The following is a 15,549-nucleotide window of genomic DNA, read 5'->3' as shown; positions in this document are numbered from 1 at the left end:
CTCTTTCAAAAATAGGGGTTTATCCTATTTTCATATGGAAATATCAAGGTAATTTATCGAGCTTATGTAAGTATTTTTAGCCTTTATGTGATTTTCGTCAAATCCAGAAGGTATAAAACCCAGGACCAACCGATTTTTTAAACATTTTTGGCCAGTCTACACTGCAAAGGCATTGCACTAGAAATAATAATAATAATAAATAAGAGGAAGATATGCGCATTCTTTTAGTTGAAGATGATGAGTCCTTAGGGGATGGCATTTACAAAGGACTCAAACATTATGGCTATACGGTCGATTGGTTGAAGGATGGGAAGACAGCCCTCAGCTTTATTAAGACAGAAACCTTCGATGTTATCTTACTCGACTTAAACCTACCGGGTTTAGCGGGCTTATCCGTTTTAAGTGAAATGCGCGCAGCTGGGATAACAACGCCCGTTCTGATCCTAACCGCTCGCCATGCGGTAGAAGACAGAATAAAAGGTCTAGACGGTGGCGCTGATGACTACTTAACCAAACCTTTTGATCTAGATGAACTATCGGCAAGAATCCGTGCTTTGCAACGCCGTTTTTCGAGTAATCGAGCCGTATCTGTTTTAACGTATCGCGATATTCAACTTGATCCCAGCTCATTCTCCGTCACGGCCAAAGGACAAGCTGTCAGCCTCTCTCGCCGCGAATTTAGCTTATTGCAAAAATTATTAGAAAATGCAGGCCATGTCATTTCTCGCGACTCGCTCAACCAATGCCTATATGGCTGGGACGACGAAATCGACAGTAATACACTTGAAGTGCATGTGCATAATATACGAAAAAAATTAGCGGGCATTAATTTTATACGTACTATTCGTGGTGTAGGCTACATGGCGGAAAAGGAAAATAATTAATGTACACCATTCTGTCCATTAGGCGATTTTTATTATTTAATCTGGTCACTACCGTCATCGCTACGATTATCATTACCGCCCTTGGTAATTATTATATTGATAATCAAGCCATCAATGAGAATTTAGATAGTTCATTAGTAGAAACGGGTTCGTTAATCAAGACGATGATGCATACCCCAGACATGTCAATGCCCTCTAAGCTTCAAGCTATTCAAGCACGATTTACCCTTCCTACCCTGCAAAAAGATCTTGCAGATGAGAGTAAATTCAAAATAGATGAAATAATTAAACAAAATAATCGTTATAAATTTCAATTATGGGATGGTGATGGCAAACTCCTACTCAACTCACCTCAAACCCCTACCATTCCTTTAACGGGAGCCCCTGGGCTTAGCAATAAAATCATTGATGGGACTAAATGGCGCACCTTTACTATTTATGATCATAAACAAGGTTTAATCCTTGCGATTGGAGAACAGTATAAATCGCGTTATACCATGATCCGCCACATGCTCATCGATGATACCTACCTCACACTACTCATTTATCCCTTATCCGGACTTTTTATCTGGCTTATTATTGGTAGTAGTTTAAAAAGCATTCGCTTTTTTGCTAAAGAGCTTGCTGAACGCGCTGCGGATCATCTTGAGCCCGTTGATCTTAATCAGGTACCCATAGAAATTAGTCCTTTAGCCGACGAACTTAATAAACTTTTTTCGCGTCTACAACAAGCTTTTGAGCGCGAACAACGCTTTGCCGCGGATGCAGCGCATGAACTCCACACGCCGCTCGCTGCACTGAAAACCCAAGCGCAACTCGCCCTTAAAGCAGCCGATGCACAAGAATGCTATGCGCATTTAAAACAGGTGATTGCCGGTGTTGATCGTTGCACGCATGTCATACAACAATTACTCACGCTGTGCCGTTTAAGCCCTGAAACCATCATGCCTGAGCACTTCACTCAGATTAACTTAGCACGCATAGCAGCTGAAGCAGTTGCACAATTAGCGCCCCAAGCTATTTTAAAACAAATTGAAATTGAACTGGTGGCGACAGACCCTGAATACAAACTATTAGGAAACGCTACTGGCTTACATGTTCTCATCCGCAATCTGGTTGATAATGCGATACGCTATACACCACACGGCGGTATGGTCAAAGTCGTTATTTCAAACCGCCCGGATACCATACATTTACATGTTATAGACAATGGTCCAGGAATTCCCGAAAAATTACGTGCACGCGTATTTGAACGTTTCTTCCGCGTATTAGGTAATAATGCACAGGGTAGCGGCTTGGGTCTTGCGATTGTAGAGCAAATTGCCAAACTCCATCATGGTTCCATTCACTTAGATCAACCTGAAACAGAAACAGGACTTAAAGTGGAAGTACGCTTCCCAAGAAATAAAAGCTAATACTTTCGTCATTGCGAGCGCCGTAAATGCGAGTAAAATTTTTATTTTAATTGCTTTTTTAATATTTTCCCTAACGATGATTTTGGAAGATAATCAAGAAAAGAAATTTGCGTAGGTAATTTATAAGCGGTGAGATATTGATGGCAATAACTTAATAACTCCTCTACCGTTAACGTATTATCACTACGTACTACAAATGCTTTAACGGCCTCACCTGTGCTTTCCGAAGGAATACCAATAACAGCAACTTCACTGACCTTAGGATTTTTTTGAATAACCTCTTCTATTTCGCCAGGATAAACGTTAAAACCCGAAACAAGAATTAACTCTTTCTTGCGACCCACGATAAAAACGAAGCCTTGTTGATCGAGCCTTGCTAAATCACCGGTCAATAACCACCCTTCATTATCAAAAACAGGAATTGTCTCCTCTTCACCGGCGGTCCAATACGCCTTCATCACTTGAGGACCTTTAACACCTAGTTCTCCCACTTCTCCTAAAGGTACTTCACGTCCTTGCGTATCACACAAACGAATATCCGTAGAAGGCAAAGGTAACCCCACATGATTACCGGCCACAATCAAATCCCAGGGCGGTGCACAAACCACCGGTGATGCTTCTGTCAAACCATAACCTTCTAGTAATAATTTCCCTGTCACTTCTTTCCAACGTTTTTTTACAACATCCTGAAGTGGCGCACCGCCACCTAATGCAATTTTTAATGAACTAAAATCTAATTGTACAAAAGCAGGTTTCTTTAAAAGTGCCCTAAATAAGGTATTCACACCTAGCAATACACTAAAATGCTGTTTTCCTAATACATTTATTAATTGCCGAATATTTCTTGCATCAGGAATGAGCACATTCGTCGCGCCTAAACGTAACCCCATTAAACCATTCACCATCAATGAAAAAATATGATACAGCGGTAATGCCGTAATCATCGTTTCTGAACCTTCTTTCAATATAGGTCTTACCCATGCAGTTAATTGCTCAATATTTGCTAGCATATTGCGATGCGTTAACATCGCTGCCTTTGGCGTTCCTGTTGTGCCGCCAGTATATTGTAAGAACGCAATATCCTGGTATTGTAATGCAGATGGTAGACAATGCAAACCTTTCGCTTCTTTTAAACATCGCGAAAATTTAATCGCTGAAAAATGACGTTTTACTTTTGGAGTATTTTTTATCGTTCGTCGCGCAAACCAACTGATAATCCATGAACGCCACCAAGGCAATAGATCGCCTAACTCACTACTAATCACATGTTTGACATGCGTCTCTTTTAAACCTTGTGATAATTTTGGTAAAAAATTTTCGAGAATAACAATCGTTTCTGCTTGTGAATGTTTAATTTGTTGAATCAATTCTGAAGGGGTATACAGTGGATTTACATTAACGACCGTCAAACCGGCTTGTAGCACTGCAAAAACACAAACCATATACTGCGGGCAATTAGGCAACATCAACGCCACCCTACCGCCTTTTTTTAAATTTAATTGTTTTTGCAAATAGGCAGCCAGCTGCTCACTAAGCATGGCCCATTTTTGGTAGCTAATTGATGTATTAAAAAAATTCAATGCCGGTAAGTTTTTAAACTTTTGACATGAGTCGGTAAATAAGGCGTTAAGTGAAGGATAGATATCAGGATCAATTTCAGAAGGTACTTGTTGCTGATAACGATTTACCCAAATCTTTTCCATTATTTAGTCCATTGGCGGTTAACGCAAGTTAAGTAAAGGCAGTCACCTCTTTTTTTTAGTATATAATACTTATCTATCTCTTACTCTGAATGTATACTCACAGCAATGGGATTTTCGGCAATTGCCGCGAGGCCGCCGAAAGCTCAAGTGCGAAGGGTATATTAGCAAATCACAGGTGAACATTACATGAACAGTTTAATGGGGGCATCAGAAAGCTTTAAATTAAAAGCAAGCCTGTTTACCTTGACGACATTGCATTTATTTAATGCAGATCCTTTATTCATACAACAACAATTAAAATCTTTAATTGAACAAACACCGCACTTCTTCCAACAGCTGCCTATTATTCTCGATCTCGCTGCGTTAAAAAATAATGCTGAACAAATCATTGATTTCCCTGGCATCATCAGTTGTTTGCGTCGTTCGGGTGTTATTCCGGTTGGTATTCGAGGTGGTAATGCGGAACAACAAACATTAGCCATTCAAGCAGGCCTTACTATTTTACCTAATGTCAAATTAGAGAATACCGATTCAACACCAAAACCTTCCTCTACCCCTACGGCTACCGCCAAACTGATTACCCAACCGGTACGTTCAGGCCAACAAATCTATGCTAAAAACGCTGATTTAATTGTACTTGCTTCAGTCAGCCCGGGCGCGGAATTATTAGCAGATGGAAACATTCATATTTATGGCCGATTAAAAGGCCGTGCGCTAGCCGGTGTAACCGGCAACCAAAATACACATATTTTTTGCAAACACTTAGAAGCTGAATTAGTTGCTATCGCAGGTCATTATTGGCTAAGCGAAGATTTACACGATTTAGAACAAACCCAATCTTTAGCCAAAGAGGGTGTACATATTTCGCTACATCAAGAGCGTCTACAAATAAAAACCTTGAATTAAGCTAAAGATAAGGTCGTTATGGACGTCCATTTTTCTAAGATGGACATTATTGATTCTAGACTGATAGGTTTAATCAGTACTTCATCCATGCCTGCCGCAAGAAATCTTTCTTTATCTTTTGCCTCACCATGTGCTGTGATGGCAATAATGGGTACTCGCTCTCCTTTTGTTTCCTGCTGTCGAATAATTTGCGTCAGATCTATACCCGAACTATCTGGCAAACAAATATCCATGAAGATCAAATCATAAGAATATTGCATATAATACTCCAACGCCATCTGCGCATTCATTGCACTATCTACAGAACAACCCTCTATTTGTTCTAATACAGCCCTATAAACTCGTTGCAGAAGATCATTATCTTCAACCAATAAAATGCGTAATTCACCTGCCCCCAATGATAGGCTTTTACGTTGTACCTCTATTTTTTCATCCAAACTATCTGTCATTCGCCGCAACGGTATGCTACAAGCAAATAAACCGCCTTTCTCTGTTTCACTTGCTATTTCTAAAGTGACATTCAGCAACTTGATATACGTTAGTGTAATCGACATGCCTAAGTCGATACCTCTATAGTCACGTATATAATTGGGATCAAACTGATCTAAGCATGCCTTTAATCTGATTAAATCTTTTTTTTGTATCCCTTGCCCACCATCTTTAATACTCAGTTTAAATTGATCCGGCTCTTGCTCATCCTGACTTTGTTCGCAATTTACTTGTATTACAATCGAACCATGATCCATATTTTTCATCGAATAATTACTTAAATGTATCACCATTTGATAGATCAAATCCGGCGCGCCAATGACATTGACAGGCACATGACTAGGATAATCCAGCAAAAATTGCAACCCTTTACTCTTCGCTTGAAATAATAATTGCTTAATCACCTTTTCTAATAACGTTTTTAAATTAAAAGGACGTACACTCCGCCTCATTTGCTGAGCTTCTTGTTCAGAAAGATTTAATAGCCGGTTAACTAAGGGTAAAATAGAATCGCTAACATTAAGAATATCCGTGACATATTGCTGTTGGGTAGGTAATAAGCAGTCCATCGTTAAAAGTTGCGCTGTACCCATGATGCTGGCCAGCGCGGTGCGTAACTCATAGCTTAAATTAGCAATCAGTTCGGATTTAGCACGCTCCGCTTTCATTGCCGCTCGTGCAACTTTAATGGTCGAGGACAACAAACATTTATCTTCTTGTATCATTGTTTCCTTCTCATCAAATACTTAACTGCTATTTCTCTATCATTAAACTTCCATGAGCTTAGAAAATTGAATCTCTGGCCAACGCTCTATAGTCAAATTTAAATTGACATTACTCGGTGCTAAATAAGCAAGATTATCTTTACTATCGACAGCTAAATGCATAAAGGCTTTGGTTTTGAATTCTTCTAATCGCTTCGCATCATTACAACTAACCCAGCGTGCGGTTACAACATTGATCGGTTCATAAGCACATTCCACTTTATATTCGTATTTTAAGCGGTATGCAACTACATCAAATTGTAAAACACCAATCGCGCCTAGAATTAAATCGCTGCTTGCTAGAGGGCGAAAAATTTGTATCGCCCCTTCTTCTGACAACTGCACTAAACCTTTTAGCAACGCTTTTGATTTCAGCGGATCTTTTAAGCGTACGCGTTGGAATAATTCGGGCGAGAAAGAAGGGATACCCATAAACTTCAGGGTTTCACCCGCGGTAAAGCTATCACCAATTTGTATGGTGCCATGATTATGCAAGCCAATGATATCGCCTGGCCATGCTTCATCGGCACGACTACGATCACCTGCCATAAAGGTAAGCGCATTATTAACCATTAACTCGCGCTGTGTACGTACGTGGTACAACTTCATTCCGGGTATATATTTTCCAGAACATAAGCGCAAAAAGGCAATTCTATCCCGATGTGCCGGATCCATATTCGCCTGAATCTTAAATACAAACCCGCTAAAATTCGGCTCTTCCGGTTTAACTAAACGCGTATCCGCTTGTCTTGGTTGAGGAGAAGGCGCAAACTTAACAAATGCGGCTAGTAATTCTTGTATACCAAAATTATTAATGGCTGAACCAAAAAATACCGGGGTTAATTTTCCATCTCTATAAGCCCGCTCATTAAATACCGGACATGCGCCCCGCACCAGCGCTAATTCCTCTTGTAATTCTTGATATAAAAACCCAATGCGCTCTTTCACGGTAGGATCATCTAATCCAGAGAAACATTCACCTTCCTTTCTTTTTAAATTACTTGAAGGTGCATGAAAATAAACCTTGTCCTCGGGTATATGATAAATACCCTTAAATTGTTTGCCCATACCTATAGGCCAGGTCATCGGTACACAACTAATTCCCAACGTAGCTTCAATATCATCTAATAGTTCAATAGGCGGCCGCGCTTCTCTATCCATTTTATTAATAAAAGTTAAAATGGGTATCTGACGTAAACGGCATATCTCAAGTAATTTTTTCGTTCGAGGCTCAACACCTTTGGCGGCATCAATCACCATCAAAGCAGAATCGACAGCCGTTAAGGTACGATAGGTATCCTCTGAGAAATCAGCATGCCCTGGGGTATCTAACAGATTAAAAATACAACCTTGATAAGGAAATTGCATCACCGACGTAGTGACCGAAATACCACGCTCTTTTTCGAGCGCCATCCAATCAGAAGTAGCATGATGGGCCGCTTTACGCGCCTTCACCGTCCCTGCTAGCTGTATGACCCCACCCCACAATAAAAGCTTTTCCGTGAGCGTGGTTTTACCCGCATCGGGGTGCGAAATAATGGCAAATGTCCGTCTAGCTTGTATTTCAGGTTCTAACATTCGGCCCGGCCTATAAAAATGGATGGGAGATATATAACATAAGGATGATATAATTCTACACGACTCTCTATAAAAGTGTTTAAAATTTAATCGTAGAAAAACCGATTAGGAATAAAATAAAGGCGGGCGTTTTTTTTCATATAAGCTGTCTTTTATAAAAGCTTTTATTTGATAAAATCTTTATTCTAGTTTAACCTGGGCCCCTTTCTTATGGGAGAGGTGTCCGAGCGGCTTAAGGAGCACGCCTGGAAAGTGTGTGTAGGTTCATCCCTACCGCGGGTTCGAATCCCGCCCTCTCCGCCAATGGTGGTTATATGGGTCCCTTCGCAGCGCGAAGCAACGAACCCCGTCAGATCCGGAAGGAAGCAGCGGTAGTTGTAGATGCGGGTGCCGAGGTGAGGCTGGTATAACCGCCGCCATTCAAGGTGATCGTGAAGTATGAGTTACCAAGTCCTTGCTAGAAAATATCGACCTCGTTCTTTTACTCAATTGGTGGGCCAAGAATCCACTTGCCGTATTCTAAGAAACGCCCTTGAAAGTCAACGTATTCACCATGCTTATCTGTTCACAGGAACCCGTGGCGTTGGAAAAACCAGCTTAGCAAGACTGCTTGCCAAATGCTTAAACTGCTCCACAAAAATAACGTCTGAGCCCTGCGATCAATGTTCTGCATGCCAGGCGATTAATGCTAATCGATTTACCGATCTCCTCGAAGTCGATGCGGCTTCGCGTACCAAAGTAGAAGATACGCGTGACCTACTGGCCGACATTCACTATGCGCCTAGCCAAGGACGCTACAAAGTTTATCTGATCGATGAAGTGCATATGCTGTCGTCACACAGTTTTAATGCCTTACTAAAAACACTGGAAGAACCGCCACCGCATGTGGTTTTTTTGTTGGCTACCACCGACCCACAGCGTCTGCCCGCTACTATTCTCTCGCGTTGCCTACAATTTCATTTAAAAGCACTGTCTGTTGAGCAAATTAGCCTGCACTTAGAAACGATTTTAAAAAACGAGCACGTCCCTTATGAATTGAATGCATTACACCTGCTTGCTCAAGCTTCAAGAGGAAGTCTACGCGATAGCCTCAGTTTATTAGATCAAGCTATCGCTTATGCCAAGCAAACGATTACAGAACAAGATATAAAAACCTTATTAGGCAGTGTGGCCACAACCGATATAACAGAACTACTTGAAGCACTCATTTTACAGGATGTAGTTAAACTCTGGGCTATCGTAGAAAAACTCAATACACAAGCGGCTGATTTTTTACAAGTGATTGATGCGCTTTTAGCACACTTACATCAGATGGCACTTGCTCAAGTAATCACGGTTAGCATTACTAAAGAAAATGAGCACATTCAGCAGCTAGCACAACAACTTTCTGCCGAAGATACACAGCTTTACTATCAAATTGCTTTACTAAGCCGACGTGACTTATCGCTTGCACCTACGCCTCGCTTGGGTTTTGAAATGATGCTGTTAAGAATGCTAGCCTTCAACCCCATCAAACACGCTGAAAGCAGTCAACCCGCTGCGAAAAAATCGTTACCCAGTGAAACGGCTTCGCTAGCAAAAAATCGGCAGCCCATCGAAAGCAAGCAACTCGATAAAACGATTAAAAAACCAGCACTAGACTGGATTACACTAGTTAAACAATTAAATTTAACCGGACTAAGCTACACATTTGCCTGTCAATGTACGCTGCAAGAATATGCTAATAATCAAGTTAAATTATTACTGGATCCCAAACAAACTGCGTTACACACGCCCAAGCAAGAAGAAAGATTAGCGCAGGCGCTTTCTAAGCATTTTGCTCAGCCAACTGGTTTATTGATCAGCCTAGGGGACAGCAATCTTTTAACGCCCGCACGTTACGAACAGCAACAAAAAGCACAACGACTCGAGGAAACAACAAAAAACTTACAAGAGGATCCGACGCTGCAAGCTATTATCAAAACATTTGATGCTAAACTACAGCCTGAATCCATACAGCTCTTAGATGAAAATTAACGCGATAAAAATTGATATTCTTAAATAACAGAGGAAAATAAATATGAATATGAAAGTTGATCTTAATAACCTTTTAAAACAAGCGCAAGATATGCAGTCGAAAATGCAATCTGCTCAGGAAGAGTTGGCAAAAATAGTCGTCACTGGTGAAGCTGGCGGTGGTTTAGTTAAGATTGATATGGACGGCCGACACACCGCCAAATCTATCTGGCTTGATCCTTCTTTATTAAAAGAAGCGAAAGAATTTATAGAAGAATTGTTGATAGGTGCATTTAACAATGCCCTACAAAAAGTTGAAAAAGCTTCGCGACAAAAATTAACCGATTTAACCGCGCAAATTCAAACTAAATTTACTGACAGCGCAATAGAAACCGAGTGATTCATTACGTAACAACATAACTTTATGCTGATATACTCACAGCCATGGGATTTTTGGCAAGGCGCCGCGAAAACGAAGCCACCGCAGTGTATATAACATACATGAGGATGGCGAGTTAAGCGGGAACGCAGCCAAAATTTCAAGGGCGAAGAGTATATGAGAGAGGAAACATATGGCCTTTAGTCCTCTAATAACACAGCTCATGACGCATTTGCGTTGTTTACCGGGCATTGGCCCTAAGTCGGCGCAACGTATGGCCTTTCATTTACTAGAAAGAGCGAGGCCCGAAGGTTTAGCGCTAGCAAAAACCATAGAACAAGCGATTCAGAAAGTTGGCCATTGTGAGCAATGCCGAAGTTTAAGCGAAACACCGATTTGTACACTTTGCGCAAACCCCAATCGAGATAATGATCTGCTTTGTGTGGTTGAAACACCTATTGATGTCAGGGCCATTGAACAAACCGCTAGTTATAATGGTTATTATTTTGTACTCATGGGGCGCTTATCCCCTTTAGATGGGATTGGACCTGAAGAAATCGGCATTAAACACTTCATTCAGCGACTACACATACATCCTCCCAAAGAAGTTATTTTAGCGACAAATCCCACGGTAGAAGGAGAAGCCACTGCGCATTATCTTGCAGAGCTGCTTAAACAACACCACATTAAAACAAGTCGTATCGCACACGGTGTTCCCTTAGGTAGCGAGCTTGAATTTATAGACGGCAATACCATTATTCGATCACTGCATTCACGCATTACTCTTGCAGAAAATGCTTAAGGCCCGGGCGATTCAATTTTTATTTTTTTCTGCGCTGGCTCACAGAAGTCGGAGCGAAGATCCTGAATAATAGCGTCTAATTGATCGCTAGGAATATCGACCTTTAAGCTAGCCGAAATATCCATCGCTACGTCACTTGCATTATCAGCCGATAAAAAATTATTACCTTCTGCTTTCCTTTTGTTTATTTGTCCTTGCTGATGAACCCCTGTTGCTAGGCGAAAAAAACGAGCTGTTGTATTAGCGAAAAGATTTTCCTCTGCATTTAATAGCGAAGTAGACTCTGTTTTTGACATGTTTTTACTCCATTAACTTATTTGTTAACCCATACCTAGGTGTAGGCTAACAAACAAATTTATTCAAATTAAAAAACTCAACGCCATTTCTCAAGCTATCATCGCTATGCTAAAATCCATCTGATTTATTTTGCACATTAAAAATAAATTTAAATACGCATAAATATCAGGGAGAAAGTAAAAATGAAGATGAATATTTTCCGTTAGGAAAAGAAGATAAAATATTTGCCGTGTGTCCTAGTAAGCCTGTTAGCGATTTAATCCGTGTACCTGGCCCCGCTATAAAAAAAAACCCTACTCAAATAATTCCAGTGATTTACCTAGGTAGTGAGGAAAGGAATTTCCCCCCCGATTTAAAACGTACTGCAAAGTTAGTGATAAGCGGTCACTATTTCCCTTCTTTTGCCATCGATGAGCTGTGCAGAATACTCAATGTATCCAACCACTTAGATACTAAATATATTCGCCCGATCCTTCGAAGTGAATCACTACAAAAATCGCTTAAAAGTACAATCTTAGGCACGCTATCCAATTTTACAGCGGCTCGGCGAACGACAAATATAAGTGCTTTAAACTATGCACAAATTCTGAAAAATGAAACGCTAGAAGCAGCGAAAGAGTTAAAAAATGTCTTAGCTTCAGTGTCCAAGTTAGAGCAACAGGAAATTGCCGATATTTTAAAAGACTCCCCATTAGGCAAGTGTTTAGAGAAAACTGACCTAGAAAAAGCAGCCGCTATAGCAACCACGAGTTTCCGTCATTAAAGAAATTTTTGCTTAGATGAACCGCTAGCCAATCCTCTGGTTTTTCGACCAGAGGACAGCGCACGGAATCGAGAATAATGCGTTAAACTAAAGCTTGTTTTGCTTTTTCTACCAACTGAGCAAAGGTTGCTTTGTCGGTTACAGCTAAATCAGCTAATACTTTACGATCAACTGCAATCTCTGCTTTAGCGAGACCTGCAATTAAACGGCTATAGGATAAACCGTTTTCACGCGCACCCGCATTAATACGGACGATCCATAACGCACGGAAATCACGTTTTTTCTGTTTTCTATCACGGTAAGCATATTGACCTGCTTTTGTTACCGCTTGTTTTGCAGCCCGTATAACGCGACTACGCGCGCCTTTATAACCCTTCGCTGCTTTTAATATCTTCTTATGTCGGGCTCTAGCAGTGACCCCTCGTTTTACTCTTGCCATTGTATTAAACCTCTATCAATCTCTAATTATTTTAAGAACCTTGCAGCATACGATCGACAGAACGTACGTCACTTGGGTGAACTAAATTTGTTTGACGCAAGTTTCGTTTGCGCTTGGTATCTTTCTTCGTCAAGATATGGTTATGATGTGACTGTGCACATTTATAACCTTTAGCTGTAGGCTTAAATCGCTTAGCAGCCCCTCGATGGCTTTTTAACTTTGGCATAATAATCTCCGCATTACTTATTTAAATAATATATTTGTTACTTAGTTTTCTTAGGGCTAACTACTAAAACCATCTGTTTCCCTTCCATCTTAGGTCTATCGTCAATCACGGCATAAGCAGCGAGATCCTTTTCTAAGCGTTCAATTAGCTTAGCACCCAAGTGGATATGTGCGATTTCTCGACCCCGAAATCGCACGGTAATTTTAGCTTTGTCGCCCTGTTCTAGGAAACGGATCAGGTTGCGTAGCTTGACCTGATAATCTCCCTCTTCTGTCACGGGTCGAAATTTAACTTCTTTTAACTGAGTCCTTTTTTGTTTCTTCTTTTGCGCTGTTTTCTGTTTGCTAAGCTCAAAAAGATACTTACCATAATCCATAATACGACAAACAGGCGGTGCTGCTGTTGGTGCAATCTCTACTAAATCAAGACCGGCTTGTTGAGCCTGACGTAAAGCTTCTGTTAAAGAAAGAACACCTAATTGTTCGCGCTCAGGACCTATTAACCTAACTTGAGGAACTCGAATTTCCCCATTCACTCTTACTTTCTTCGTATTCCCACTACCTGTTCTAGGTTGATACGCGCCCCCTGGCCTTGGCCTCACTGGCTGCTGAATCACTTTTTCGTTGCTAATAATTATTTCTCCGCCTCATCAATTCGACATTGTTCAAGCCCTTCTCCCTTCACCATCTTTTCGAACTCTCGAACGGACATAGAAAGAGGCTGAGGGGGGGACATACTACCTAAATTACCCCCCCCCTGTCTACGTACATTAACCTGTTTGGCCTGCACTTCTTTATCGCCTATGATCAGCTGGTAGGGGACTTTCTGCAAACTATGCTCGCGGATTTTATAACCGATCTTCTCATTTCTCAAGTCTAACTTTATTCTAAACCCTAGAGACTCTAATTCTTGGGCCACCGCCTCCGCATAATCATTTTGTTTGTCCGTAATCGTCATGACAACGGCTTGGATAGGCGCTAACCAGACCGGGAAATGCCCGGCATAATGTTCGATAAGAATCGCTATAAACCGCTCAAAAGAGCCTAAAATAGCCCTATGTAGCATAACCGGCGTCTTGCGCTCCCCTTGCTCGGTCGTATATTCAGCCCCTAAACGACCTGGTGTAGAGAAATCAACCTGGATCGTCCCACATTGCCACGTACGTCCCAAACAATCCTCCAAAGTAAATTCAATTTTAGGCCCATAAAAGGCGCCTTCACCGGGTAAATACTGCCATTTTAGCGCTTTGCCATCCAATGCCTGGGCTAGCGCCTGCTCTGCCTTATCCCAGTTTTCGTCGTTACCCACGCGTAAATCAGGGCGTGTGGCTAATTTGATCAAGATTTCATTAAAACCAAAATCCGCATATACCGCATAAAGTTGGTCTATAAACGCCGCAACTTCTGACTGAATTTGTTCTTCAGTACAAAAGATATGTCCATCATCTTGTGTAAAGCCACGCACTCGCATCAAGCCATGCAACGCACCCGATGGCTCATTACGGTGACAACAACCAAATTCAGCGAACCGTAAGGGTAGATCCCTATAACTTTTCAAGCCTTGGTTAAAAACGAGAACATGTCCCGGGCAGCTCATAGGCTTTATGGCAAACTCGGTATTTTCAGAAGCACGGGTCGTAAACATCTCGTTAAAAAATTTATCCCAATGGCCTGAGCGTTCCCATAGCTGGCGTGCCAGTAATTGTGGCGTGCGTATTTCCTGGTAGCCACATTTTTCTAGCCGTTTTCGGATATATTGTTCGATGATTTGATAGATACTCCAGCCCTTGGGGTGCCAAAATATCATGCCCGGTGCTTCTTCTTGGATATGAAATAATTCTAATTGTTTACCCAATTTACGGTGATCACGCTTTTCTGCTTCTTCAATGCGTTGTAGATAGGCATTTAAATCATCCTTAGTAAACCAAGCGGTGCCGTAAATCCGCTGCAACATCTCATTTTTAGCATCACCGCGCCAATAAGCACCGGCCACACGTGTTAATTTAAAAACCTTTAATTTACTCGTATTGGGAACATGAGGACCGCGACAGAGATCAACAAAATCACCCTCTTGATAAAGCGACAATACCTCGCCTTCAGGAATATCCTCAATGATTTTGGCTTTATATTCCTCACCCATTTTACGAAACAGTTCAATGGCCTCTGTTCTAGAAAGCGTAAAACGCTTCACCGGCAACGCTTGCTTGACCAATTCCTGCATGCGCTTTTCTATCTGTTTGAGATCATCGGGTGTAAAAGGACGCTCAAAAGCAAAGTCATAATAAAACCCATTCTCAATGACAGGCCCGATAGTTACTTGGGCTTGAGGAAATAATTGTTTGACCGCATGGGCTAGTAAATGGGCGGTAGAATGCCGAATCACCTCAAGTGATTCAGTATCACGCTCAGTAAGGATACGCAATGCAACATCGGATTCAATCACATAAGAAAGATCAACGAGTTGTCCATCCACGGCCGCCGCTATAGCATTTCTTGCTAAGCCAGGGCTGATGTCGGCAGCGACTTGATAAGCGGTAGTAGGCTCAGAAAAAGTCAGCTGTTTTGAATCGGGTAAGGTAATAACAGGCATAACATATAAAATTTTTGGTAGGCACGAGTGGGATCGAACCACCGACCACCACCATGTCAAGGTGGTGCTCTACCACTGAGCTACGTGCCTGTCGTCATTAATCGTGCGTTTATGCTTTTCAAGCACCCACAGCGGTAACCGTTATAGTCGGGGCCCTGTCACCCGGGTACGCTTTTTTTGATGTCTTACGCCACAAAAGAAAGCGCACCCGGGTGCACCCCTCGCAGTCATTATTTCTTAACCTGCAATTGTATGAAACACACGATTAATTTGTGTTAATGGGGTTTGTTAAAAGAGGAGAAAATAGCATTCTTATTTTC

15 protein-coding genes, 2 tRNA genes and 1 other RNA gene are annotated in these 15,549 nt (G+C 41.4%); 9 read left to right on the top strand and 9 right to left on the bottom strand.

Annotated elements, in window-relative coordinates:
• The first annotated feature begins 212 nt into the window (after positions 1-212).
• Positions 213-884 (top strand): response regulator, encoded by a 672-nt coding sequence (locus KX723_RS03760; RefSeq protein WP_218814732.1) that lies wholly within the window; start codon positions 213-215, stop codon positions 882-884.
• Entirely contained in the window at positions 884-2,299 is a 1,416-nt protein-coding gene (locus KX723_RS03755; RefSeq protein WP_218814731.1) for an ATP-binding protein, read from the top strand. The genes KX723_RS03760 and KX723_RS03755 overlap by 1 nt, the downstream gene beginning before the upstream one ends.
• 41 nt (positions 2,300-2,340) lie before the next feature.
• Here the strand turns inward: KX723_RS03755 and KX723_RS03750 are convergent, their stop codons facing one another.
• Positions 2,341-4,002 carry an AMP-binding protein gene (locus KX723_RS03750; protein ID WP_218814730.1) on the bottom strand — a complete coding sequence of 554 codons (1,662 nt, stop codon included), beginning with the start codon at positions 4,000-4,002 and terminating at the stop codon, positions 2,341-2,343.
• Between the two features lie 186 nt (positions 4,003-4,188).
• On the opposite strand from KX723_RS03750, the gene minC reads away from it, so the two are divergent.
• Positions 4,189-4,908, top strand: coding sequence for a septum site-determining protein MinC (gene minC / locus KX723_RS03745; protein WP_218814729.1), 720 nt, complete (start codon positions 4,189-4,191; stop codon positions 4,906-4,908).
• Here minC and KX723_RS03740 read toward each other — a convergent pair.
• Positions 4,905-6,122 (bottom strand): response regulator, encoded by a 1,218-nt coding sequence (locus tag KX723_RS03740; protein WP_218814728.1) that lies wholly within the window; start codon positions 6,120-6,122, stop codon positions 4,905-4,907. The two genes, minC and KX723_RS03740, sit on opposite strands and share 4 nt — an antisense overlap.
• A gap of 42 nt (positions 6,123-6,164) precedes the next feature.
• Entirely contained in the window at positions 6,165-7,739 is a 1,575-nt protein-coding gene (locus KX723_RS03735) for a peptide chain release factor 3 (protein WP_218814727.1), read from the bottom strand.
• A gap of 213 nt (positions 7,740-7,952) precedes the next feature.
• Between KX723_RS03735 and KX723_RS03730 the strand changes: the two genes are divergently transcribed.
• The 5 genes from KX723_RS03730 (at position 7,953) to recR (ending at position 10,915) form a co-directional block, all read left to right on the top strand.
• Positions 7,953-8,042: transfer RNA gene (locus KX723_RS03730), tRNA-Ser, on the top strand.
• A 10-nt stretch (positions 8,043-8,052) separates the two neighbouring features.
• Positions 8,053-8,149: signal recognition particle sRNA small type (ffs, locus tag KX723_RS03725), an RNA gene on the top strand.
• Positions 8,150-8,177: 28 nt separating this feature from the next.
• Positions 8,178-9,755, top strand: a complete 1,578-nt coding sequence (dnaX, locus tag KX723_RS03720) for a DNA polymerase III subunit gamma/tau (RefSeq protein WP_218814726.1) — start codon at positions 8,178-8,180, stop codon at positions 9,753-9,755.
• Between the two features lie 43 nt (positions 9,756-9,798).
• Entirely contained in the window at positions 9,799-10,134 is a 336-nt protein-coding gene (locus KX723_RS03715) for a YbaB/EbfC family nucleoid-associated protein (protein WP_246562535.1), read from the top strand.
• Between the two features lie 172 nt (positions 10,135-10,306).
• The gene (gene recR / locus KX723_RS03710; protein ID WP_218814725.1) at positions 10,307-10,915 is read left to right on the top strand and encodes a recombination mediator RecR; all 609 of its coding nucleotides are present in this window, start codon (positions 10,307-10,309) and stop codon (positions 10,913-10,915) included.
• Here the strand turns inward: recR and KX723_RS03705 are convergent.
• Positions 10,912-11,211: a hypothetical protein gene (locus KX723_RS03705; RefSeq protein WP_218814724.1), complete on the bottom strand. Its 300-nt coding sequence runs from the start codon at positions 11,209-11,211 to the stop codon at positions 10,912-10,914. The genes recR and KX723_RS03705 overlap by 4 nt on opposite strands.
• Positions 11,212-11,441: 230 nt before the next feature.
• On the opposite strand from KX723_RS03705, the gene KX723_RS03700 reads away from it, so the two are divergent.
• Positions 11,442-11,975, top strand: coding sequence for a hypothetical protein (locus KX723_RS03700; RefSeq protein ID WP_218814723.1), 534 nt, complete (start codon positions 11,442-11,444; stop codon positions 11,973-11,975).
• Between the two features lie 82 nt (positions 11,976-12,057).
• On the opposite strand, the gene rplT is transcribed toward KX723_RS03700, so the two are convergent.
• The 5 genes from rplT to KX723_RS03675 form a co-directional block, all read right to left on the bottom strand.
• Positions 12,058-12,414 carry a 50S ribosomal protein L20 gene (gene rplT / locus KX723_RS03695; RefSeq protein ID WP_218814722.1) on the bottom strand — a complete coding sequence of 119 codons (357 nt, stop codon included), beginning with the start codon at positions 12,412-12,414 and terminating at the stop codon, positions 12,058-12,060.
• A 31-nt stretch (positions 12,415-12,445) separates the two neighbouring features.
• Positions 12,446-12,640: a 50S ribosomal protein L35 gene (gene rpmI, locus KX723_RS03690; protein ID WP_218814721.1), complete on the bottom strand. Its 195-nt coding sequence runs from the start codon at positions 12,638-12,640 to the stop codon at positions 12,446-12,448.
• 37 nt (positions 12,641-12,677) lie between these two features.
• The gene (infC, locus tag KX723_RS03685) at positions 12,678-13,241 is read right to left on the bottom strand and encodes a translation initiation factor IF-3 (protein ID WP_218814949.1); all 564 of its coding nucleotides are present in this window, start codon (positions 13,239-13,241) and stop codon (positions 12,678-12,680) included.
• A gap of 32 nt (positions 13,242-13,273) precedes the next feature.
• Positions 13,274-15,229: a threonine--tRNA ligase gene (gene thrS, locus KX723_RS03680; protein ID WP_218814720.1), complete on the bottom strand. Its 1,956-nt coding sequence runs from the start codon at positions 15,227-15,229 to the stop codon at positions 13,274-13,276.
• Between the two features lie 15 nt (positions 15,230-15,244).
• Positions 15,245-15,319 (bottom strand) — tRNA-Val (locus tag KX723_RS03675).
• Between the last annotated feature and the right edge of the window lie 230 nt (positions 15,320-15,549).

This window comes from Rickettsiella endosymbiont of Dermanyssus gallinae (assembly GCF_019285595.1).
Classification (GTDB): domain Bacteria; phylum Pseudomonadota; class Gammaproteobacteria; order Diplorickettsiales; family Diplorickettsiaceae; genus Rickettsiella_B.
This window is presented reverse-complemented; position numbering and strand designations above follow the sequence as displayed.